Below are 23,905 nucleotides of genomic sequence, written 5' to 3' on the forward strand. Positions count from 1 at the left end.
ACTGGTGTCAGCTTCCCTTTGTAGCTCACTTCTTTTTAGTTTAGTTCCCTTTAATACGTGGTTTTCAGAAACGCTGCGCTGGCGGAATGTGTGAAATTGATAATTCTGAAAATCCTGATAATTCTGTAAATTCTGATTCAGATACGAATCCTGTCCATCCCATAAATCCTAAAAATCGTGTTTAGACAAGAAATCCTTAAATCCCTAAATCCTATAAATCCAAATTCAGGCAATACTCATTGCCGTCTGCTTTAGCTGATGATACTTTTGCGATTTTAAATTCTGTAAATTCTGATTCAGATAATTTGATCAGATAACCTGCGGACAGCCCGCGACCCTGTCCCTGTTTCGTCACGAAAGTCATAGCAATCATAAAAATCAAAAGAAACATACTTCAGACAATTATCCTGAAAATCCTGATCAAAAAAAGCCCTCCCCTGATTTTAGGGGAGGGCTGGTTGGAGTTAATTCACAAAGAGCTTATTTCAGCTTTTTCCATTCCGCAATTTTTTCATCGTTCATTTTTACATAATCGTCGTTGCCAGCAGCTTTTGCCAGCTCTTTCGATTTTTCGGCAGATTTAATCGCGGCTTTGTAGTCTTTATTTTTTGCTTCGATCTTTGCCTGGGTATGCAGATTCCAGAATTTCGGATCTTTTTCGTTTGCTTTCCGGATCCAGTCCTGCGCTTGTTTCGGGTCTTTGTTGTTTTCGAAATAATAAACCGCTGCCGAAGCATACATAGCTGGTGTAGCGTCTTTGCCGTTTATTACTTTTTCCTGGATCTGGGCCATTACTTTGCTTTCCACTTCGGTAGCAATTTTAAACTTTACCGAAGTTTTGTCCCAAAGCATTTCCAGGTTAGCCGTAGCCGGGGTAAGGTCGGCAAAATTGATGGTGAAAGTTTCCGTTCTGTCCTCGGCTTTGCCTGGTTTCACTTTAAAACGAACCACGTCTTCTGCCGTTTTATAATCTGCCACGCTGCCGCCTAATTTGGTGTTTTTATTCAGCACCACGGTCCATTCATTTTCGGCAGGAATGGTATAAAGTGCGTATTCACCGGCCGGAACTTTGGTGCCTTCAATGGTTACTTCATCGCTGAAGGAAATAAGGGTAGCGTTGTTGGCGCCGGTTCTCCAGCCTTTGCCATAAGCCACTACGTCGCCAAAAACTTTACGGCCTTTGGTGCTTGGGCGCGAATATTTTACGCTGATATCCGTCAGGCCTACGCGCTGCGATACAGTGCCCAGCGGGCTGGCGGCCGGCATTGAGATCTGGGCATTCACCTGCGAAGTACAAAATACGGTAGCAGCAAAAGCAACCACTAAACCGGTCTTTAAATTTTTCATAGTAAAGTATTAAATAAATTTATGGAATTACGAATTGGTGGTGAAAATACTAAAATAAGCTGAATTCTAAAGTATTAGGCGTTTTTAAACGATTTTAATTCTGAAAAAATGGTTCAGCGCCGTTACTAAATTCCAGTAAAGCCGTACTATACCCGGGATTTTTAAAAAAAGCTCCGATCCCTTCAACTGCAATTAATGTATGAGTTCAGCACCAGAAATTTATCCGGGAACCCCGTATCCGCTTGGCGCCACCTGGGATGGTAAAGGCGTGAATTTTGCCCTTTATTCCGGAAACGCCACGGCTGTGGAGTTATGCCTCTTTGATTCCGATAAACAAACCCACGAAACCCATAAAATAAAACTTAAAGAACGCACCCACCAGATCTGGCACGGCTATATTCCGGACCTGGAACCGGGGCAGCTGTATGGATACCGCGTGCATGGGCCTTTTGAGCCAGAGAATGGGCACCGGTTTAACCCCCATAAATTACTGCTCGATCCGTATGCAAAGGCCATTTCCGGCTCCATTCAATGGCACGATTCGCTGTTTGCCTATGAAATTGGGCATGAAGACGAAGACCTGAGTTTCAGTAAATCCGATAGCGCGCCGTTTGCCCCCAAAGCCGTGGTAATAGACAGTAACTTCGATTGGGAAGGCGATGAATTACTTAAAATTCCTTATCACCGCTCGGTGATCTATGAAACGCACGTGAAAGGCTTTACGCAGCTGTGCTCTGATATTCCGGAAGAGATCCGGGGAAGTTATGCTGCCCTGGGCCACCCGGCTACCATTAAATACCTGCAGGAACTGGGCATAACCGCAATAGAGTTAATGCCGGTGCACCATTTTATTAACGACCGGTTTTTAGTAGAAAAGAATCTGACCAATTACTGGGGCTACAACACCATTGGCTTTTTTGCGCCCGATGTGCGCTACAGCAGTTCCGGGAATTGCGGGGAGCAGATCGTGGAATTCAAGAACATGGTAAAAGCGCTGCACAAAGCCGGCATTGAAGTAATTCTGGATGTGGTATATAACCATACCGGCGAAGGCAACCAGATGGGGCCCACCGTTTCGTTCCGGGGAATTGACAATGCGGCTTATTACCGGCTTCAGGAAGAAAACAAACGGTATTACATGGATTATACCGGTACCGGCAATACGCTTAACGCCAACTTGCCTAATGTACTGCAGCTGATTATGGACAGCCTGCGCTACTGGATACTGGAAATGCACGTAGATGGCTTTCGCTTCGATCTGGCAGCTACGCTCGCCCGCGAACTGCACGAAGTAAACCGTTTAAGTTCGTTTTTCGATATCATTCATCAGGATCCGGTTATTTCGCAGGTGAAGCTGATTGCCGAACCCTGGGATATTGGTGAAGGCGGTTACCAGGTGGGTAATTTCCCGCCGGGCTGGAGCGAGTGGAACGGCAAATACCGCGATTGCATTCGGGATTACTGGCGCGGGGCCGACAGCATGCTGGCTGAGTTTGCCCACCGTTTCACCGGTTCTTCCGATTTGTATCAGGACGATGCCCGCAAACCTACGGCCAGTATAAATTTTGTAACGGCCCACGACGGTTTTACTTTGTACGACCTGGTTTCTTATAACGAAAAACACAACGAAGCCAACGGCGAAGACAACAACGACGGTGAGAGCCATAACCGTTCCTGGAATTGCGGCGTGGAGGGGCCTACGGAAGATCCGGAGATCAATGCTTTCCGCCAGAAACAAAAACGTAATTTCCTTACTACGCTTTTTTTATCGCAGGGTGTGCCCATGCTGGTAGCTGGTGATGAAATGAGCCGCACGCAGCAGGGTAACAACAATGCTTATTGTCAGGATAGTGAGATTTCGTGGCTTAACTGGCAAGATGCCGATAAAGAATTGCAGGAATTCACCCGCCAGCTGATCGCGTTGCGTCGGAACCACCCGGTTTTCTGCCGCCGCAAATGGTTTCAGGGCTTGCCTATAAAAGGGATCGGGCTCGAAGATATTGCCTGGTTTCAGCCCGAAGGCGTGGAAATGACCGAAGAACACTGGAACCTGGATTATGCCAAGGCTATGGGCGTTTACCTCAACGGTTACGGTTTACATTCCAGCAACTCCCGGGGCAGAAGGATAATAGACGATAGTTTCTTTATCATTTTTAATGCCCACCACGAAGCGCTGCAATTTAAGTTGCCTTTGGAAAAATACGGGCAGAAATGGATCAAAATTCTGGATACCCGCCAAAACAAAATTGAAGAAACAGAAACTTTCGGGCCGGAAGCCATGGTAGAGGCAGAGGGACATTCAGTAGTTGTGCTGCGGCAAAAAAATAAGTCGAAAACTGTCCTGAAACCGCTCGGAAAGAGAAAACCGGCTAAAAAATAAGATGCAGGTAAAATCCTGGCTCAGTCAATCTGTTTTCTGATAGCCACAAAAAAAGACCCCGGTCTCGGGGCTTTTTTTGTGGCTTTTTTTGGTGTGAACTACTAGGCTGAAGTAAAACGGTCAACTACACTTTTTTAGTAAAAACGCTATCCTTTTTACCCTGAAAACTGCCTTTAACTATGCCTGCCAAAAATTATCTGGGTCCCTGGATATTACCGTATAAAAGCAGGTGGTCAGGATATTCAATTTTATTTTCATTTTTGTATTAATCATGGCGACAGATCAGCGCTTTACCGGAAATGCCATGAACAGGGATGAAACTCCGCCTGGATTTCCTTGGCAGGAAAGCCCCGTAAGAATTTTCCTTTCCGGCGACGTAATGACAGGCAGGGGAATTGACCAGGTTTTGCCGCAACACGTAGATCCGGAAATTTATGAATCGTACGTAAAAGACGCCCGGGATTATGTAAGGCTGGCTGAAAAGAAAAATGGCCGCATTCCCCAGCCAGTTTCTTATGCCTACATTTGGGGCGATGCGCTGGAAGTGTGGCGAAAAATGGCTCCGGATCTGAAAATCATGAACCTGGAAACCAGCATCACCAATCACCCGGAACCGTGGCCTGGTAAACCAGTGCAATACCGGATGCACCCGGCAAATGTTGCCGTATTCAAAACAGCCGGGATCGATTTCTGTACGCTGGCTAATAACCATACGCTGGACTGGAACCGGGAAGGACTTCTGGAAACTTTACAAACCCTCCGGAAAGCCGGAATTAATTTTGCCGGTGCCGGTGAAAATGCTTTAGAAGCCCGGAAACCTTTCATTCATAAAACCCGCAACAGCAGAATTATTATTTTCGCTTATGGTTCGGAAAGCAGCGGCATTCCGGGGAATTGGGTGGCTACGACCACCAATTCCGGCGTAAACCTGTTGCCAGACCTGGGCGAAGAAACCCTGGGCATGATAAAAGCGCAGGTAAAAGCCATTAAGAAATCCGGCGATGTTGTCGTTTTCTCGGTACATTGGGATACTAACTGGGGTTATGAAATACCCCCAAACCACCGCAAGTTTGCCCGCCAGCTTATCGATGAAGCTGAAGTAGACCTGATTCACGGGCATTCTTCGCACCACCCGCGCGGCATAGAAGTTTATAAAGATAAACTCATCTTATATGGTGCCGGCGATTTTATAAACGATTACGAAGGGATCGGTAGTTACGAGGAATTTAGAGGTGACCTTTCGCTGATGTATTTCCCGGAAATAAACCCCGTTACCGGTAAACTGATCAGCTTAAAAATGGTGCCCATGCAAATGCGCAACTTCCGGCTAAACCGGGCCAGTGCCGCCGATGCAAAATGGCTGTCCAGCGTACTTGATCGGGAAAGTGAAAAATTTGGCACGAGGGTAACGCTGCAGGAGGATCATGTGCTAACTGCGCGTTGGTAACGTTTATCGAAAGACTCAGCAAGAATGTACCATGCTGGTTTTACTCAGGCCGGGCACAAAAAAAGCCTTACCATTGCTGGTAAGGCTTTTGTGATTTTTCGCTTTATATCTGAAGATTAAGCGCGTTTTACGTTAATAGCGTTTAATCCTTTTCTTCCTTCCTGAAGCTCATAGGTTACTTTGTCGTTCTCTCTAACTTCGTCAACTAAGCCAGATACGTGTACAAAGTATTCGGTGTTTGAATTGTCGTCTTTAATAAAGCCAAAACCTTTTGAGTCATTAAAGAATTTTACTGTTCCAATATTCATATTATAAATTTTTATACCAGCATTACAGATACTGGTCAACAAAGGTTCAAAATTATTTTCAATGTTCTATGATAATTTTGAAATTTTATTGTGAAAAAGCAGTTAAAGCTTGTAAACGGTATCATTTTTAAGTTAAAAACTCCTGTAAGGTAGGGCCAGCCTTTCGCTGGCTACTGGCTTTTCTTTGTTATGAAACCGTTTTAGGTCTGCTGAAAAGCAAGTCCGGTAAAATATTGCTTTAACTGAAATAAAAATGGCTGCGTTCTTTAATAAGAAGCGGCGTTAAACGAAGATCGGTTTGCTGCCAGGCTTAAATGCGGTACTCCGGAATTTTTAGGGCCTTGGTTTGTGTTGACAGAAAGGTACCGGGTGGTTTTCTTCCAAAAAAGCCTCGCCCGCTTAAAAAAGGCGAAAACACTTTCAAAGCAGCCGGGTTTTCTTAAAACGGTAGCGTTTTCCGGCTAAAAACCCGAAATTAGACTGGTATTTTGTTTCTTTGTGAACTGATTATGCAATTGTTTATTACTTCTCTTAATTCCGGCAGCAACGGTAACTGCTATTACATCGGCAACGAAACCGAAGCCGTATTGGTAGATGCCGGTATTTCCTGTCGCGAAACCGAGCGCCGGATGGTACGTTTGGGTTTGAGCATGGAGAAGGTCAAAGCAATTTTCATTTCGCACGAACATTCCGACCATATCCGCGGCCTCGATGTGCTTTCGCGCAAATACCAATTACCCGTTTACATTACCCCTAAAACGCTGCGTTATTCGCGCTTGAACCTGGCAACGGAACTGGTGCAGCATTTTACCGCGTACGAGTCTGTACAGGTAGGTGCGCTAACCATTACCGGTTTCCCGAAATTTCACGATGCATCCGATCCGCACAGTTTTGTGATTGGTAACGGGCATACCAATGTGGGCGTTTTTACCGATATTGGTTCGTGCTGCACGCACGTAGAAAAGCAGTTCAGGCAATGCCACGCCATTTTCCTGGAAGCGAATTACGACGACGACATGCTGGCCAATGGCTATTACCCGGCGCACCTCAAAAAACGCATTAGCGGCAAACGCGGGCATTTATCCAACCAACAGGCGCTCGATCTTTTTAACCTGCACAAACCCGGCTTTATGCGGCTGGTACTGCTTTCCCATTTGTCCCGCGATAATAACGATCCGCAGTTGGTGCAGGAATTATTTAGCCGCCATGCCGCCGGAGCAGAAATTGTAGTTGCTTCCCGTTACAACGAAACGCCGGTTTATGTGGTCAGCGCTTTTCCCGGCGATGAGCTGCCCGAAACGGTATGCTTTCCGGCCGAAAAAGTAAAGCCAAAGCGCAACAGCAAAACCAGGATCAAAGAACCCAATCCGCTGCAATTAGCCCTGGATTTTTAGGCGTAAAAAAACTGCTGAAAGCAAAATTTACTGAAAGCAATAATGCAGTAACTGGAAAAAATATCCTTCAAATTTCTCAGGATCAAATTCCTCTACCGTTCCCATAAAAGGGATCAGGGAAGTTTTATTGTACAGTTGGGAAGGTTTGGAATATAAAGGCAGGCCCTGAATGCTGAATTCTTCTTTTTCTGAATACCGGATAATGGAGATCTTACTTAGCGAATTATCCGCTTTCGATTTTACCAAAACGGACCTTTCTACAACATACGGGCTTTTAAAAGTCTCTGACGGTTCAATGCTGATAATGTACTGGTCTTTCAGTTCTGCTTTCAGGCTCCGAAGTTTTTTAGCTAATACCGTTGCATACAGCTTGTTAAAAGCATTTTCAAATTGATCGGAAGCCGTTAAATCATTAAATTCTACATCCGATAAAGAAGTAGCTAAAACTATGTTATGCTCTCCTGCCAAAACATTTATGGCACTGCTGTCTTTTTTCAGATTATTTCCCATCGCTTTTCTATTTTAATTTCTATAAGCCCCTGTTACTAAATATGATCTGTTCTTTTAACGACTGAAATTAAGATTCAAAGACCGGATTTCGGTTAAGAAATTGTTACCAAAATATTAAGGTTTGCCGGAAGCTTGTTTTCACGTGCCTGGAGATTTCATAAAAAGGCACCGGAGAAGCTGCAACCTAACATTAATTTAAAATTATGTGCCGCAGGAAAATGGTGCCGACTTTTAACCTTTATAACTAATTCGCTTAATATTGCCTTAATGGCCTCCGTATAGCTTAGCTGAAAAATTATCAGGCAACGTTATGAGTTTCAAAATTTGTACTTCTTTTCGTATTTCACTGGCGGCTATATTCCTGCTTTTGCTATAGCAGCAGTTTTGCGCAAACCCTGTAGATAAAAGGTAAAATAACCGACGAAACCGGGCAGGGATTGCCGGGCGCCAGCATGCAGGTAAATTATGCTGCCGATGTACTCACCGTTACTTTTATGGGTTACGCCCAGCAGGAAATTACGGTAGGCAATCGCGATTTCATAAACGTAGAACTTGCTCCCAATACCAGACAGCTGAACGAAGTGGTAGTAACGGTACGCCAGGCGGTTACGGCGTTTACGAAGTGAACGGCAGCGAAATTCAGTGGAATTATAAAAGGACCAATCTGCTCAGAGAGCATCAGTTACGCGTTTATCCGGTGGGGAAAGTAAAAGATAAGCCGGAATATTTTGCGACCAACGTCTGGAACTGGGACCCGGAATGGAAAGTGGAATGGCTGGAAGATGGCAGGAAAATGGGGAAAATGCAGTGCGAAACCGGCCTCGATCCGTTATCAGTAGAGTAGCACGAAGGCAGCGCCAAACCAGGCAAACACAAATGGGTAGAACTGCAGTTAACAGAGCATTAATTTTTTTGCCAGATCCATCGCCAACGCGCAAATAATTACCGTGCAGGTTACCGAAAGATTTAAAAATGTTTTCCAGGAAGGAATGCAGCTGAATGAACGGAAAAGTTCTTAGCGTAAAGTAGATCAGCAACTAGAATTTTCTGTAATAAGATTGAAAACCATTACATTAAAAAACGCGCCGGCATAACCGGCGCGTTTTTTAATGTAATGGTTTTCTAAGTCCGGTTAAACGGCAAATTCGCTATAGAGTTTTTAAGCCTTAAAGCATAGCGTTTTCTCACCGGTTTTTTTTCTCTGCCCATAAAAAGAAAAACCCCGCTTTCTAGCGGGGTTTTTGCTGCAATCACTTTTACACAATTACTTTTCAGAGCTTTCTGTTCAATAAAACTGTTTTTATACAATACAAAACTACAGCAAAGGTTTGACCGGAATATTAAGGCTGTATTAAGAAAACATGAATTCGGAAAAGGAATATTGATGGAGGAAAAATGTGGCTGAAACGCTATGGTTTTTAGGCGGAAAACTATAGCGTTTGTTTCAAAAGGTTAATGCTGCATTTACGCAGTGGTAATATGTCCAACGTACTTTTATGGCATGAAAGATCTAAACGCAACCATCATCCGGACCGCCTGCGGCAAACCCTTCGACCTGAAGAAAGCTGCTCCCCTGGCCAGCAATGCAAAAACCCCTTACGGTCCCCACAACTACGTGGTTTACAAAACTATAAATGGGTTTTACCTGAAAGGCTACAATACCGGCTGCAACGAGAAACTGCTGAATGCTTTCGAACTTATTTCCCGCAACGAAGCCATGCAGCACTTACAAATACCGGCTGCCCATAACCAGATTTCAGTAGTTTACTGCTGAATTATGTTGCTTTCCAGTTTTCCAGCTTTGAACGATCCAACCTGGAAAGATCAGCCAACCTTAAACACCTGTAATAAACTTAAAATGCTTTTTTAAATGGATCAGAAGAAATTTCAATGCCGTAACCAGGTGAGCGTTCTGTTTCAGAACAATCTCTCTCAGGATATTTCCCACGCTATTCTGTTTGAAAATGAAGACGTTTTTATTCAGCTGATGGGCGGGAATTTTAAAACCAGCCGCGAAGGTACCGATGTATTTTTGCAGATCAATTCCGAAACCGAACTCCTTAATATTCGACAGATCACCAGAATGCCAATGTTTATGAAATTCTGAAGGGCAAAATCAGCCGTATTATCAATAATTACAAGTCAATTTAATTGCCGGTTTCTGCAAAAATACAGCATCTTTTTTTCGATGGAAATAGTTGTTAATTGTTCACCGGGCTTGTTTGCCAATAAGTAGCTTTAACTGTAAAAAAACGAATATAATTTGTTGCTTTCGCCAAAAGATTTGTTGCTGTGTATCAACAAAAATACACACGTAAAGAAAGGTGAAGCTGCTTCGGGTATAAACCGTTTACTTGCCGCATTGAAACCTGCGATAATAGGCTTATTCCGATGCTCAGATTAGTTAATAAACGAAGCCAAGAAACTAGTAAGTATTGTGCTCAATAAAGGAGCCATTCATGAGCTAAGCTTAATACCTTCCCCCAACAGGCCGGTTATTTAAATCAGATCGTTCCGTAAACAAAGGTAATTTCAGCGGAGCCTCTTTTTCGTATGTAGCATCTGTCAAACTTTTCATAAACGCGATCAAATCCAGCTTTTCCTGAGCTGTCAGTTCCAGTTTATCGGCCGGCAACGTTTGATTCGGAACGTTTAAACCCAGACCCGCGCCGCCTCCCAGATCATAAAATTCCACCACTTCTTCCAGCGTTTTAAAAGCCCCGTTGTGCATGTAAGGTGCCGTGAGTGCAATATTCCGTACCGTTGGGGTTTTGAAAGCACCTTGAAAAACTTCCGTTTTTACTACCCCGGCGCGGCCGGGATCTGCATCTAAGGTTGGATGAGTAAAATCGGCATTTGCAGTTACGCCCAAAACTTCCGTTTCGCTTTCCAGGAAACGCGGCGGCACGGTACCATTAAAAATGGGCGCGAAATGACAGGTGGCGCAGGCGGCTTTTCCCATAAACAAGTTGGCTCCGCGAATAGCAGATGCGTTCAGGGTTTCCGTTTCCCGACGCATGAATTGATCGAAGGGCGAGTTAAGCGAAACCAGGCTTCTTAAGTAGGCGGAAAGTGCGCGGTTTACCGTAGTGGCATGCAGCGTATTTTTTCCTTGTTCCTTAAAAGCCTGTTTGAATAATTTTTTGTATTCCGCACTTTGCGCCAGTTTCGCTACAATTTCTTCGTAATTGCTATGCAACTCGTCGGTTTTTTTCACGACTTCCGGGATCTGATCTTCCAGGAAACCAGCGCGGCTGTCCCAGAAATAAGCGGTGGCAAAAATGGCGTTGAGCAGGGTAGGAGAGTTGCGCGAAACCGTACCTTTTTCGTTGAAAGCAACGCTCTGTATTTCGCCGTCGGAAAAGGCTTTTTGCGGATTGTGGCAGCTGGCGCAGGAACGCAAGTTATTGGAAGACAAAACCGGATCGAAGAACAGCATTTTCCCCAACACAATTTGCTGTGGGTTCTGGTCTTTGCGGTCTTGTTTGGCATAATAAGCCGTGTGCAGAAAATCTTCGCTGAATAAGCTGCTGGCCAGGTCATTCACCGGTTTTATGATCTGATTTTCAGCGCCGGAATTTATCAGGATTTCGCGTTGCAATTGGTTTAAAGCTGCGTACGCCGGGTCAGCAAATGTTCGCAGAAAATGCACGCGGTCGAAGGTGTCGAAATCCGGGTTTTGATGTAAATATTGCGCAGTTTTTTGCAGCTTTTCCCTAGCGTTTTTAGCTGTTATTGTAGCTTTGCCGGATCCGGCTTTTTCATAAAATTCCACTACTTCTAAAAGCGGTTCTAACGCAATATAAGCCAGTTCAATTTCGTGACCGGCAGCGGGTGCATCGAAACCGGTTATGCCTATGGTCATAAGGCGCAGCATTTCTTCCCGTGCGCTTTCCAGAATTTGTTTATCGGTTAAAGGCTGGTGCAACAGGTTGGTTTTTAGATTGGTAGCTGTTTCCGAGATCAGGTGTGCTAACCGGTAGGCTTCGGCGGTATCTGGTTTTTCTTCCGCGTAAAGCAATTCTTCCAGTACCTGTAAACCTTCGGGTGGCAACGTAATGAAAAGCGGCTCTTTTTGATCTAAAGCCAGGTAATCGGCATCGGAAATCACGACTTTGGGAATGGGCGCGCCGTTCAGTTTTTTAGCCAGATCGGGATCCAGATATTCGGTTAAATATTCGGTGCGTTTGTAGGCTTTTTTTACTTCCAGAAACGCTTGTTGCGCCGGTAAAAGCTGGCTCTGATTTTTCTGCAAAAGCAATAACTGCGTTTCCAGTGCGGCCGCTTTTGCTTGCAGGATTTCCAGGTCTTGCAGGAATTTTGCTTTCACGGCGGAGGTAACCCGGGCAGTCGCAGTTTCGGTTTTGTAAGCAGAAAACAACAAATTGAAGAAAAATAAAACCAGCGAAAACCACATCAGAAAGGCAACTGGTTTTTTTGCAGAAACGGTAGGGAAACCGGCCATAAAAGTCGAATGCTTAAGACCGGAGCAGGTGGTGAAAAAATCCGGTAGTGCAAAGTAAAAGGGCAGTTGTTAGTTTCGCGTTATATTTTTGTTAGCGAATTATTATCAAAAAAACGCTAGGGTTTTAAAGCAAAAAACAGCTAAAGAAACGTTGCAAATATTACCGGAAAGTTGCCGTATTATTAACTTTTAATCCGAAACATAAAATTCACATCAAACTCATATTCATTAATTTAAGGTAACAAGCGGCTAATATTCAGGTAATGCCGGCGTGGTTATTTTGGGGAATTAAAAACTCAAAAAAATAAAACCATGAGCAAACTTTACAAAACCCTGCTTCTGGCGACCATGTTTACAGTTGGCATTTCCGATGCCTCTAAACTGATCGCGCAAAGCCAGGTACAAACCTTTAGCAAACGCATTGCCAGCGGCAACGATGATGTGGAGGAAAACCTGGCAAGTGGCGGCCTGGATTTCACCAGCTCCGATCTGGAACTTACCGAAGATGGCGGAAATCAGATCATTGCCATGCGCTTTACCGGCGTAACCATTCCGGTGGGCGCAGTAATTACCAAGGCTTATATCCAGTTTGGGGTAGATGAATTGCATTCCGGGCCAACCAACCTGACCATTAAAGGCGAAGCGGTTAATAATTCGGCGGCGATCATAAACGTGAATGGCAATATTTCTGCCCGTACCCGAACCAATGCTTCGGTAAACTGGATTCCGGCTGCCTGGCTCGTTGCCAACGCTGAAGGACCTGATCAGGCCACGCCGGATCTTAAAAACGTAGTACAGGAAATTGTGGGCCGAAGCGGCTGGCAAAGCGGCAACGCCATGACTTTTCTGGTTACCGGAAACGGTCGCCGCAACGCGCATGCCTATGATGGCAAACCAGCGCAGGCACCGCAACTGAAAGTGGAATACGCCATGCCGATTGTTTTCCAAACCAATATTGCTGCTTCTTCTGACGATGCTGAAGAACGCGGCTCAAACGCTTCCATCACTCCGGGCGCGGTAGTATTAAACAGCTATGACCTGGAACTGACTTACGACGAGGTAACCACCGGGAATCAGTACGTGGGTCTGCGTTTCACGAACATCGATGTTCCGAAGAGCGCCATTATCACGAAAGCCTACATCCAGTTTACGCAAAATGAGATCAAAAATGAAATGATCGATAACCAGGCGGCTTTTATGATGATCCAGGGCCAAGCGGCCGATAACGCCGGTACTTTTACTACGGCTGTCAATAATATTTCTTCCCGCGCTACAACCAACAGTTTAGCGCTTTGGAATATTATGCCGGCCTGGAACGTGCAGGACGAAGCCGGTGCCAACCAGCGCACGCCCGACCTGACCAATATTGTAAACGAGATCCGTATGCGCGGCGGCTGGAAACCGGGTAATGCCATGAGCTTTATCCTGAATGGTTCCGGCCGAAGAATCGCGCAATCCTTCGATAAATCGGCTACGGCTTCCGCTAAGTTAGTTATTGAATACGCGCCAAATCCGCCGGCACCGGGCAATTTTCCGGTTGCCAGAAATTCGGTTTGGCAGTATCATGACCGCGGCATTGATTTGGGCACTACCTGGAAAGATGTAACGTTTAACGCCGCCGGCTGGGATTACGGTGCGGGCGTTTTAGGATACGGCGATCCGGTGGCTACAACTTTAAGCTTCGGAAACAGCAGCAGCAACAAACAACCCACTTCGTATTTGCGCCACGCTTTTAACGCCAGCAACGTTGCCTTATACGATACGCTGGTTTACAAAATCCGACGCGATGATGGCGCGGTAGTTTACCTGAACGGCGTGGAGCAATTCCGCACCAATATGCCAACCGGTACTATCACCTACAATACCTGGGCGGCTTCCACTACCGATTCGCAGAATGAAACCACGTATTTCACGTTCAAGGTTCCTTCCGCGCAACTGATAAACGGCCTGAACGTTTTGGCCGTAGAAATGCACCAGGATCGGGCAAATTCTTCCGACATGACCTTTGACATGGAAGTAGCCGGGCAGTTGAAATATATTAAGCCCGATTCGCAGGTTTTTACTTTGGGCAGCAATTGGAAATTTTTAGCTGATGGCACCGATCAGGGCACGGTCTGGGCTTCCGAGATCTTTAACGATGCTGCCTGGCAAACCGGCGATGCGGCATTAGGTTACGGCAACGGCGACGAAACTACCAACGTGGGTTTCGGAGCAGATGCGGCCAATAAGCACATTACTACCTACTTCCGCAAAACCTTTACCGTGGCTGATACGGCTGAATTCAAAGCGCTGGAAATGCGTTTGATCCGCGACGATGCGGCGGTGGTTTACCTGAATGGTACCGAAGTGCTGCGCTCCAACTTAATGGCTGGTCCGCTGAATTACCTGACTACCGCCGTTAATTTTGTAGAAGGCGCTGATGAAACTACCCCGGTAATTGCCTACATCGATAAGCAGCTTTTAAAGCAGGGCACCAACACGATTGCAGTAGAAGTACACAAATTCAACAACACCGAAACCGACCTGCGCTTCGATTTGAGTCTGAAACTGTTGCTGAATGCCCGGCCACTTACGCCGGTTACCAGCATCTTCGCCTGCGATCCGAAAACTTCCGCTGAAATTGGCTGCTTTACCTCGGTAAAACCAACGGCGCAAACGCAAACTTTTGTTTTCCCGGAAACGCACGATTTTCAACTGATTGCTAAATCGGGTACCACGCAATACACTTCCGGCGCTACCGGTGCCATTCCGGGCGGCAACGACTTCACTGGTTTTGTTGGCAAATTGGGCAGCAGCTCAGAAGGCTATCTTTCTATCAACCACGAAAATTCGCCGGGCGGCGTTTCCATGCTGAAGCTGCATTTAGATGCGGTGAACAAAGTTTGGAGCGTAGATTCGGTGAAGAAAGTGAATTTTGGCCCGGTGGTGTTAACCCAAACCAATTGCTCCGGCGGCGTTACGCCTTGGGGAACGGTAATTACTTCCGAAGAAACCTACGGAACCGGCGATGCCAACAACGATGGTTACCAGGATTTAGGCTGGCAAGTTGAAATTGACCCGGAAACCGGCAAAGTAATAGACCACGACGGCGACGGCACTCCGGATAAACTCTGGGCCTTGGGCCGCATGGCGCACGAAAACGTAGCCGTTGGCGCGGATAGCATTACGGTTTACCAGGCCGAAGACGGTGGCTCAAGCGCAGTTTACAAATTCGTAACGTCGCAAAAAGGCAAACTTTCTAACGGCACGCTTTACGTATTGCAACGCGACAATGCCACTTCCACCACCGGAACCTGGATTGTAGTACCGAACACCACGCAAGCCGACCGCAACAACACCAGAACCATTGCGCAAACTTTAGGCGCAACCAACTGGAACGGTGCGGAAGACATTGAATTCGGACCGGATGGCAAGATGTATTTCACGTCAAAAGGTACTGGAACAATCTGGCGCTTTCAAGACAATGGCACCACCGTTTCCGGCATCGAAGCCTGGGTAACCAACACGCAATACCCGATCACGCACAGCGGCGGTACCCAGAACGAAAACTTCGGTACCGGTATCGATAACTTAACGTTTGACAGTGAAGGAAATCTTTGGGCATTACAGGATGGCGGCCGCGCGCATCTATGGGTAATTCGTCCGGACCACACGCCGGCTAATCCGAAAGTGGATCTGTTTGCGACGACTCCGGCTGGTTCAGAATCTACCGGTTTAACCTTCACGCCCGATTTCAAATACGGCTTTATTTCCTTCCAACACCCAAGCGGTTCAAACAATGCAGACCAGATTGATGCGGCCGGTAATGTTGTTCGTTACAATGCGCCAACTACAATCGTTTTCGCCCGCAAAGAGAACTTAGGAAAAGCGGCAATGACCCCGGAATTTGAATTAGGCGCAGATGTTGTATTGTGTCAGGGCGATTCGGTGCAACTGAAAGCTTTCTCTGGTGCGGATGCAGTCGTAAAATGGACCGGAAACCAAACCGATTCGGTACTAACAGTTTCCACTTCGGGCATGTATTACGCCACCGCTTACGCTAACAATGGTAAAACCTACACCGACAGCGTGCGCGTAACGGTAGCCCAAATGCCGGTTGCCAACTTAGGCAACGACATCGCGCTTTGCGGAACGACAACCACTACTTTGGATGCCGGCAACGCAGGCATGAATTACCTTTGGAACACGGGTGCTACCACGCAAACCATTTCAGCTACAACTTCGGGCAAATACCTTGTAACCATTACCAATCCGCTGGGCGGTTGTGTGGCTTCTGATAGCATAAATGTTGCGTTCAACCCGCTTCCGGTGGTAAATTTAGGTCCGGATGTTACGCTTTGCGCAACCTGCAACATGACCCTGGATGCAGGAACCGGTTTTGTTTCTTACCTATGGAGCAACGGTGCCACCACAAGCACTATTAATGTTGCCACTGCCGGAACTTATGTCGTAACTGTAACTGATGCGAACGGCTGTACTGCTACCGATACCATAGTGATCGGGAAAATAACCGGCACGCTGGATGAAGTGCTGGCGAAGCAAATGATCAGCGTGTATCCGAACCCGTTCCAGACCGAAACCAACATTGAGCTGAACCTGACCGAAAAATCGGAAGTGAAAGTAGAGGTTTATGACCTGGCCGGCAAGAAGATCGAAACTTTGACTGATGGAAAATTAAGCGCTGGCAAGAACAGTCTGAAATTCCGGAGAGAGGGAGCTGCCGCTAAAGGTGTTTACTTCCTGCACATCACTATCAACGATCAGGTGGCGGTGCGCAAAATCATGAAATTGTAAGTTTTTTCAGATCATACATTTTAAGGCTGCGGGTTTTATCCGCAGCCTTTTTTAAGTTTTAACCCAGGTAGATTTTTAGGTGAAATGCATATCGTTTTTTTATCATATTCTTGTCATGTTGAACGCTAGGGAAACATCTTGTCGGCGGTTTGCAGTGCCGTTTAAGCAAGCTTGCTACTTTAAGCCAACGAGGTCCTTCAGAGCTACGCTCGCAAGTTTCGCACTTCCGTGCTCTCTTGTGCTCAGGATGACAAATATTGAATAAGTTTCTGTCACTTTTTACCCCTGAAATCCTAGCGTTTTTAAACCTGATTTCCTTTCATTTTCAACATCATTCTTTATGAATTTCAACCATTCTTTTCGATGCCTTTTTTTACTTTTTCTCCTTCAAAACCTAGCGTTTTCGGCTTATTCGCAGGCGAGGTTATTGCCCGAAGAAACCTTAAGTTCCACCAAAGTTTACTACAGCGTGGCCGAAGCGTTGCCGGAAAAATCAAACGTTTATCGCCTGAATATCCGGCAGCAGAATTATTACAGTTTTACTCCTGATCTGTGCGAACTGGAAAACCTGCAATTCATCAACGCCATGAAAAACCACATGGCGGATGTGGCACCAGAAATTGGCCGGTTGCAAAACCTGCAGGAGATCAATTTCCGGGAAAATAAACTGCGCGCTTTTCCTAATTCTTTCTTCACATTAAGCAACCTGAAAACCCTGGATCTGAGCCGAAATCAGTTCACGGAATTAAGCGCCGGGTTTGGGAAATTGAAGAAACTGGAAGTACTGCTGTTGCACGAAAATCTGCTTCGGAATATTTCACCGGAAATAAGGAAAATGAAAAGCCTTTCTGCTCTGAATTTAAGCCACAACCAACTGGAAATGCTGCCCCCGCAAATGGCCAAACTTCCCAACCTCCGCGACCTGGTACTTACCCAAAATAACCTGCGCGATGTTCCGGAAGCCCTTTACAAACTGAAGCATTTGCAGAACCTGGCACTGAATTACAACCAGCTTTCGGAATTGCCGGAACAGTTAGGTAAAATGCAGGAATTGCGTAGTTTATCGCTGAGCTATAACCAGCTGAAAACGCTACCGGAAACGCTCGTAAAACTCGAAAACCTGGAGCTGCTGGACCTGGGTTACAACCAACTAACGGCGCTGCCGCAAAACCTGGAAAAGATGCAGCAATTACAGACGTTGATTTTGGTTGGTAATAATTTTCCGCAAGCGGAAAAGCTGCGTATAAAAGCTGCTTTACCAAAGGCTACGGTTCTGTTTTAGATTCTGGTTAAGTATTAACTGTTAAAAGCACGGCCGTTTATGGAATTCACCCAAAGAGTTTTCCTGAATCTGTCAGATTGCTAAAGGACAGTAAAGCAATATCCAAGTCATTGAAAAGGCTTTCCAACTTGATGGAAGGCCTTTTTTTGAGCGTATGGCGTGTTGTCGCGTTTTTTTTTTCATGGTCCCGGCTTTTTTCTGTGATCCTTTAATACTTCTTCATTTGGCGTTTAAAGTTTCATCCTTGAAAAGCTATTTCAAAAAGTTAAACGCATTATGTAAATACAAAAGCGCATACCAAACTATCAGGATTTGTAAGCTTGAAATTCTCATTGGAATGTCCTTTGGATATCTGGGTTACACAAAAAACAACGTAAGTGAAAGGGCAAGAAGTAAAACACGAAACATTCCACCAAAAACTATAACTACAATTAATTTATTTCTATAAGCACTATTTAAAGGAAAGTACGTAACCTGTATAGTTAATCTAGTTGATCAGCCAAGAGGTATAAATTACAACTTTAACGCTTTCTGATCAATGTGGTAAGCTGTTTTATGGCTGGTATAGCCCTATTGCGGGAATTACTTTATGTGGTGAATTTAATTGGAGCATGGCAGTTTCTTTACCCTTTTATCTGGGCTTTTAAAACCGGTAAAGCATGCTTTGGTTATTATCAATAAAATATAGCAATAAGAGCCTCCCCGGGCATTTTGGGGCCTTTGCCGAAATGATGAAGCAACGTTAATAAACCACGTTCAGATTAAAAAAAGCAGCTGGTTTTCCTTCAACTTATATTTATTGCCATGGAAATTTCGAAGATCAAAGCCTTTAATAACAGCCTGGACCCTTTAATTGATGAGCTGCTTCCTGAATTGGAAGAAATTTATAAAGATATTCACCGGAACCCGGAGTTATCGATGGAGGAATTCCGGACGGCTAAAATTGTTGCGGATTATTTAACCAAGTATAATTTCGAGGTTTCAATCGGAATTGGGGTAACGGGTGTGGTAGGCATTTTGAAAAATGGAGAAGGTCCTGTAGTAATGCTTCGGGCGGATATGGATGCGCTGCCCGTTAGCGAAGACACCGGCCTGCCTTACGCCAGCACGAAAGTAGCCCGGGATGCCGAAGGAATAGAAGTTGGCGTATCGCATGTATGCGGGCACGATCTGCATGTAACGTGGCTGATGGGGGCTGCCCGGTTATTTTCTGAACACAGAAACCAATGGCAAGGAACCCTGATGGCCATTTTTCAGCCGGGGGAGGAGATAGGACGGGGTGCCCAAAGTATGATAGATGATGGCCTGATGGAGCGCTTCCCGAAGCCGGGTATTATTCTGGGACAGCATGTAATGGTAGGAGAAGCCGGTACGGTTGGGTACCGGAGCGGCACCATTTTAGCCGCCGGCAACAGCCTGAAAGTAAAACTTTTTGGCCGGGGAGCCCATGGTTCCCAGCCCCATACTTCGGTTGACCCGGTGGTGCTGGCGGCAGCTACCACCATGCGTTTGCAAACCATTATTTCGCGGGAAGTAGCACCGATAGAAAATGCCGTACTCACCGTGGGTGCGCTGCAGGCCGGTACCAAAGAAAATATTATTCCCGAAGATGCCACGCTGAAATTAAACATCCGCACCTTTAATACAGGTGTGAAAGACCAGATTATTTCTGCTGTAAAACGGATATGCTGCGCAGAATGTGTGGCTTCCAATGCCCCGAGAGACCCGGAATTTACCGAACTCGACAGTTATCCGCTTACCGAGAATGATGCCAACGCAACGGCGAAAGTAGCCGACGCATTTGCAGCACAATTTGGTGATAAGTGCTTTGAAACACAGCCTGCTTCTGCCAGCGAAGATTTCAGTATATTTGGGCGGAATTGGAACGTGCCCTACGTTTTCTGGTTTGTTGGCGGCACAGACCCTTCTGTATTTCTGGAAGCAAAAAAGAAAAATCAGCTAAACGCAATACCCAGTAATCATTCGCCCAAATTTGCGCCGGTAATACACCCAACTTTAAAAACGGGATTACAAGCAATGCTGACGGCCGCAGCTACCTGGTTGCGTTAAATTTTTCGGATTAACTGAATGGATAAATTATATTCCCTCTATTATGTTCTTGAACTGGCAGGTACTTTTGCTTTTGCCATAAGTGGCGCAACTGCTGCAAGAAAACGCAAACTCGATATTTTTGGCATCTGCGCCATTGCCTTTGTTGTTGCCTGTGGCGGCGGTATTCTTCGTGATCTTTGCATCGGGGCGCTACCACCTGCCGGCTTAACGAACTGGCATTACCTGGTAGTGGCCCTTATTGCTACTGCTTTAACGGTAGGGTTCTTTTCTCTGGTACAACGACTCAACCATCCAGTGCTGTTTTTTGATGCCATTGGTTTATCCCTTTTCGCTGTAACCGGTGCTCAGAAATCGTTGGCCTATGGCTATAATGGCGAGGTGGCAGTTTTGCTGGGAATTACAACTGCTGTAGGTGGAGGCGTAATTCGGGATATTTTACTTACCCGGGTACCTATTATCCTGGAGAAAGAGATTTATGCTTTAGCCGCACTTTTAGGGGCTCTGATTGTAGTAATCGGAGATCATTTTAAATGGGGCTCAGGAGGTTGGGTTGCAATTGCTGCGTTAACTGTATGTTTTACTTTACGCATTTTAGCGTTGCGTTATCACTGGGACCTGCCAACTCCGGGAAAAAACGATACTGGCTCAGAAAAGCATAATTAGGAGTTCTTCGTTTTATTTAAAGTTTACACTATCTAAATAAAAACAACCAAATTGTTTCGCAAAAACTGCTGCTGAATAAGTAGAAAGATCGTGAAGAGGATGGAATTCTCTGTAAGGTTAGTTACATTAGAAAGGAAGATTATTAACCGTGGAATCGGTACTTTTTTTCTGCCTGATTAATTGCCTTTTAAAGGAAAAGCAAAGGGGAATAGCTAATATAAAAGTTAAAGATAAATAAAACTACACGATGAGTACAAGATCAAGCGATCAGCAAAAGAAGCAGCGTCAGAAAGAATTCAAAGAAAGAAAAGAGCATCAGAAGCTCCTGAACGCGATGGCAAAAAAAGCTAAACGGGGTTCATCCGGGAAAGATATTGAAACTGGCGGCCTGCCTGAAACAGGAGAATAAGGCTTGACCCTATTTTCTTTATGCAATATGCGGCTCTTTGCGCTGATGTAGAAATACTGTAAAATTAAGACCGCCATCCGTGGTACGCCGTGGACTTAGAAGCCAGTAAATGTTGCGTATAAAAAGACTAAATTAAGAACTCTTTTTATTTAACGTAAACCAAAAGAGTGAATTGTCGAACTTTATCCATCAGGATCTGATGAGTAAAAAAAAATTAAACAGTTTATTTCTGAAAACTACCCTTATAAAAACTAATTTCTAAACTCTTTTAATACACCGGAAACCTAAATGGCAGGCCGCCGAATCGATCATTTGCGGAATGCGGGCGGCTGGGCGGTAGCGGTAGCAATAATTGATAGCACATAAATAGGAGCCACCTTTCAATACTTTCCTGGGGATTTTAATGTTTGGCTGGCGCGGGTCGTAACTGTTCTCCATAAAGCCACCTCTCGGATTCTGCGGAATGCAGCAAGCTTTTTGCGGGTTTTCCGGGTGTTTATCGCGGTACCAATCTGAGGTCCATTCCCAAACGTTGCCTGTCATATCGAACAAGCCATAGCCATTAGCTGGAAAGGCCCCGGCTGGTGAAATTCCGTCATAACCATCGAGCATCAAGTTTTGCCATGGAAATTCGCCCTGCCAGTAATTGGCCATCATTATCCCGCCGGGAGCTACCTCGTCGCCCCAGGTAAATTCTTTTTCCTCCAAACCGCCACGTGCAGCAAATTCCCATTCGGCTTCCGTTGGCAATTCTTTTCCGGCCCATTTGGCGTAAGTTTCCACGTCTTCCCAGGCAACCTGCGTAACCGGATAATTATCTTTTCCTGCAATGTTGCTGCCGGGGCCATGGGGTTGTTTCCAGTTGGCGTAAGGAATATAATTCCACCAGTTGGCCATATAGCGCAGATCAACCCGTTGCTTTGCCTTTTGAAATACCATCGAACCTGGTACCAGCATTTCCGGTAATGCTCCCGGGTAAGCATCCGGATTTAATGGCCGCTCGGCATACGTTACATAATTTGTTGCCTCCACAAATCTTCGGAATTTGGCATTGGTAACCGGACTTACATCCATCCAGAAACCATCCACTTTTACGGTATGTACTGGTGCTTCGTCTTTATAGTGCTTTTCAGAACCCATCTTAAAAGTACCGCCCGGTATCCATTTCATGCCTTCCGGTTTACGTTGACTAACATTGGGGACTAACAGTTTTTTGCTTTCAGTAATTGAAGATGTTTCCATGTGATAAACATTTAAATAATCGAAGTCCAGTAACTAAGTTTTATACCATCTAATGATCTGATTGTTTAAGAAATCTAACAGGTAAATAAACTAGAATATGTTTCCAATTCCCTTAAAAATAAGCTAAATACCGGATTTTTGGTTAACAATTTTCCATAAACATCTCTTAATTAGAGGTTAAGATGGTGTTTATACTGGCTAACGGCGGTTTTTACTTAGTGAACGGTTCAAACGAAAAAGTCTTTAACCTGTTCTGTACATTAAAGAAACTCACCTAACCTTAAACAAAACCCCCGACCAAACCCAGATAGTTTTTAATTAGCCCTATAATTTATCCTTAAATCTTTAAACTATGTACCATTCAAATTCAAAAGAAAACGGTACGGCCAGATGGCTTATATTTTCGCTGATCCTCTTTGGAGTTTTAAGCATCAGCTGGAAAATACTATCGGCTCTGCCCGAAAAGCCCGAAACAACTATCCTGCTTTCCACAAAAAACCAAACTCCCAAAATTGACAAGCAGGCCGACCAGATCCTTAAGCAAATGAGCGATTACCTTACCAGCTTAGACCAGTTCTCTTATAATTCTAAGGGTAGTTTCGAAGAAGTACTCAAGGACAATAAGAAGCATCAAACGTCCTATAATTCTGAAGTTTACGTGGACCGGCCCAATAAATTACGAGTGAACGCTGCCAGCGGCGAAAAAGCTGCATCAGTGTATTATGATGGCAGTCAGTTTACTGTAATGGGGAAAAAAATAAATATGTATGCCCAGGCTAGCGCGCCCCCCACTTTAGATCAGGCCCTGGATGCCGCCCGCGATAAATTACAATTAGACCCACCAGGCGCCGATTTGATCTATACCAATCCTTATACCGGTTTATTGGAAGAAATTATAGAAGGCAAATTCAAAGGCGATGAAAAAATTAACGGCATTTCCTGTTACCGCTTAGCTTTCAAAAGCAAGGAAGTAGACTGGGATATCTGGATCGAAAAAGGTGATAAGCCGCTTCCCCGCAAGTACGAGATCATTAGTAAAAATATGCCCGAAAAGCCAGCGTTCCTTGTAGAATTTTCGGATTGGAATGTAAAGCCTACACTTAATAATGAAATGTTTGCTTTTGTTCCCCCTGCCGATTCTAGGAAAGTTGATTTTGTGCAGGCTAAAGAAATGAAAGACGCTAAAAAGAATTCGAAATGAAAAATCTATCTAGCCTTAACCTGAAAAAATGCGCGGCTTTTATAGTGGCATTTTTCCTATTCGTATTAGGTGCCGAAGAAATAATGGCGCAATATATCCACAACGATGAAATTAGGCGAGATGTGCGCGGTACTGCCCGCAGATCTGCCCGACGGGTAGAAAGGCGCCATGATATTATTGAAGGCGATGTGGGCTATGTGGCACCGGTCGCCGCTGCTGCCGCTGTTACTACGGCAGCAATTCTTTACTCTTTACCGCATGGCTGCATCGACCGCTCGGGCATTTATGATTGTAACGGTATCCGTTACCGGCCTCAATACCAGGGTGCCAACCTGGTTTACATTCAGGTGAATGATTGAAAAAGCGAAATATTCTGAATTTCCGAAAGAA

The 23,905-nt window shown here is 45.2% G+C and carries 19 protein-coding genes; 14 read left to right on the top strand and 5 right to left on the bottom strand.

The features are described from left to right. Positions 1 to 480: 480 nt before the first annotated feature. A complete protein-coding gene (locus I5M27_RS05785) occupies positions 481 to 1,347 on the bottom strand; it encodes a DUF2911 domain-containing protein (RefSeq protein WP_200505232.1) in 867 nt (288 codons plus the stop codon). A 199-nt stretch (positions 1,348 to 1,546) separates the two neighbouring features. Between I5M27_RS05785 and glgX the strand changes: the two genes are divergently transcribed. Together glgX and I5M27_RS05795 are read left to right on the top strand one after the other, a co-directional pair. After that, complete coding sequence (gene glgX / locus I5M27_RS05790) at positions 1,547 to 3,727, top strand: glycogen debranching protein GlgX (protein WP_200505233.1); 2,181 nt, start codon at positions 1,547 to 1,549, stop codon at positions 3,725 to 3,727. 271 nt (positions 3,728 to 3,998) lie between these two features. Then, complete coding sequence (locus I5M27_RS05795) at positions 3,999 to 5,174, top strand: CapA family protein (protein ID WP_200505234.1); 1,176 nt, start codon at positions 3,999 to 4,001, stop codon at positions 5,172 to 5,174. Between the two features lie 116 nt (positions 5,175 to 5,290). Here the strand turns inward: I5M27_RS05795 and I5M27_RS05800 are convergent, their stop codons facing one another. Further along, positions 5,291 to 5,482: a cold-shock protein gene (locus I5M27_RS05800; RefSeq protein ID WP_200505235.1), complete on the bottom strand. Its 192-nt coding sequence runs from the start codon at positions 5,480 to 5,482 to the stop codon at positions 5,291 to 5,293. 509 nt (positions 5,483 to 5,991) lie between these two features. Between I5M27_RS05800 and I5M27_RS05805 the strand changes: the two genes are divergently transcribed. Beyond that, on the top strand, positions 5,992 to 6,876 hold the full coding sequence (locus I5M27_RS05805) for an MBL fold metallo-hydrolase (RefSeq protein ID WP_200505236.1): 885 nt from the start codon (positions 5,992 to 5,994) through the stop codon (positions 6,874 to 6,876). A 27-nt stretch (positions 6,877 to 6,903) separates the two neighbouring features. On the opposite strand, the gene I5M27_RS05810 is transcribed toward I5M27_RS05805, so the two are convergent. Then, positions 6,904 to 7,386, bottom strand: coding sequence for a hypothetical protein (locus I5M27_RS05810; RefSeq protein ID WP_200505237.1), 483 nt, complete (start codon positions 7,384 to 7,386; stop codon positions 6,904 to 6,906). A 437-nt stretch (positions 7,387 to 7,823) separates the two neighbouring features. Here I5M27_RS05810 and I5M27_RS18535 point away from each other — a divergent pair, with 437 nt between their 5' ends. The 4 genes from I5M27_RS18535 to I5M27_RS05825 all read left to right on the top strand — a co-directional run bounded on the left by I5M27_RS18535 (position 7,824) and on the right by I5M27_RS05825 (position 9,493). Next, entirely contained in the window at positions 7,824 to 8,012 is a 189-nt protein-coding gene (locus I5M27_RS18535) for a carboxypeptidase-like regulatory domain-containing protein (RefSeq protein ID WP_234462412.1), read from the top strand. After that, on the top strand, positions 8,009 to 8,230 hold the full coding sequence (locus I5M27_RS18540) for a calcineurin-like phosphoesterase C-terminal domain-containing protein (RefSeq protein ID WP_317193557.1): 222 nt from the start codon (positions 8,009 to 8,011) through the stop codon (positions 8,228 to 8,230). The genes I5M27_RS18535 and I5M27_RS18540 overlap by 4 nt, the downstream gene beginning before the upstream one ends. Before the next feature lie 657 nt (positions 8,231 to 8,887). Continuing rightward, positions 8,888 to 9,160, top strand: a complete 273-nt coding sequence (locus I5M27_RS05820) for a hypothetical protein (protein WP_200505238.1) — start codon at positions 8,888 to 8,890, stop codon at positions 9,158 to 9,160. Positions 9,161 to 9,256: 96 nt separating this feature from the next. Continuing rightward, positions 9,257 to 9,493 (top strand): hypothetical protein, encoded by a 237-nt coding sequence (locus tag I5M27_RS05825; protein ID WP_200505239.1) that lies wholly within the window; start codon positions 9,257 to 9,259, stop codon positions 9,491 to 9,493. Between the two features lie 363 nt (positions 9,494 to 9,856). Here the strand turns inward: I5M27_RS05825 and I5M27_RS05830 are convergent, their stop codons facing one another. Beyond that, positions 9,857 to 11,851: a cytochrome-c peroxidase gene (locus tag I5M27_RS05830; protein ID WP_200505240.1), complete on the bottom strand. Its 1,995-nt coding sequence runs from the start codon at positions 11,849 to 11,851 to the stop codon at positions 9,857 to 9,859. A 312-nt stretch (positions 11,852 to 12,163) separates the two neighbouring features. Here I5M27_RS05830 and I5M27_RS05835 point away from each other — a divergent pair, with 312 nt between their 5' ends. From I5M27_RS05835 to I5M27_RS05855, 5 genes are all read left to right on the top strand, one after another. After that, complete coding sequence (locus tag I5M27_RS05835; RefSeq protein ID WP_200505241.1) at positions 12,164 to 16,645, top strand: alkaline phosphatase PhoX; 4,482 nt, start codon at positions 12,164 to 12,166, stop codon at positions 16,643 to 16,645. 427 nt (positions 16,646 to 17,072) lie between these two features. Next, positions 17,073 to 17,927, top strand: a complete 855-nt coding sequence (locus tag I5M27_RS05840) for a leucine-rich repeat domain-containing protein (RefSeq protein WP_200505242.1) — start codon at positions 17,073 to 17,075, stop codon at positions 17,925 to 17,927. Positions 17,928 to 18,731: 804 nt separating this feature from the next. Further along, complete coding sequence (locus tag I5M27_RS05845) at positions 18,732 to 19,997, top strand: M20 family metallopeptidase (RefSeq protein WP_200505243.1); 1,266 nt, start codon at positions 18,732 to 18,734, stop codon at positions 19,995 to 19,997. Between the two features lie 18 nt (positions 19,998 to 20,015). Then, positions 20,016 to 20,663 carry a trimeric intracellular cation channel family protein gene (locus tag I5M27_RS05850; protein ID WP_200505244.1) on the top strand — a complete coding sequence of 216 codons (648 nt, stop codon included), beginning with the start codon at positions 20,016 to 20,018 and terminating at the stop codon, positions 20,661 to 20,663. Between the two features lie 247 nt (positions 20,664 to 20,910). Continuing rightward, positions 20,911 to 21,072 carry a hypothetical protein gene (locus I5M27_RS05855; RefSeq protein WP_200505245.1) on the top strand — a complete coding sequence of 54 codons (162 nt, stop codon included), beginning with the start codon at positions 20,911 to 20,913 and terminating at the stop codon, positions 21,070 to 21,072. 258 nt (positions 21,073 to 21,330) lie between these two features. On the opposite strand, the gene I5M27_RS05860 is transcribed toward I5M27_RS05855, so the two are convergent. Next, positions 21,331 to 22,242 carry a formylglycine-generating enzyme family protein gene (locus I5M27_RS05860; protein ID WP_234462413.1) on the bottom strand — a complete coding sequence of 304 codons (912 nt, stop codon included), beginning with the start codon at positions 22,240 to 22,242 and terminating at the stop codon, positions 21,331 to 21,333. Positions 22,243 to 22,666: 424 nt separating this feature from the next. Here I5M27_RS05860 and I5M27_RS05865 point away from each other — a divergent pair, with 424 nt between their 5' ends. Together I5M27_RS05865 and I5M27_RS05870 are read left to right on the top strand one after the other, a co-directional pair. Continuing rightward, positions 22,667 to 23,515, top strand: a complete 849-nt coding sequence (locus tag I5M27_RS05865) for a DUF2092 domain-containing protein (protein ID WP_200505247.1) — start codon at positions 22,667 to 22,669, stop codon at positions 23,513 to 23,515. Beyond that, positions 23,512 to 23,874, top strand: a complete 363-nt coding sequence (locus tag I5M27_RS05870) for a hypothetical protein (protein WP_200505248.1) — start codon at positions 23,512 to 23,514, stop codon at positions 23,872 to 23,874. Before I5M27_RS05865 ends, I5M27_RS05870 begins: the two co-directional genes overlap by 4 nt. The last annotated feature ends 31 nt before the right edge of the window (positions 23,875 to 23,905 follow it).

The sequence above is a fragment of the Adhaeribacter terrigena genome (genome assembly GCF_016623615.1).
Taxonomy (GTDB): domain Bacteria; phylum Bacteroidota; class Bacteroidia; order Cytophagales; family Hymenobacteraceae; genus Adhaeribacter_A; species Adhaeribacter_A terrigena.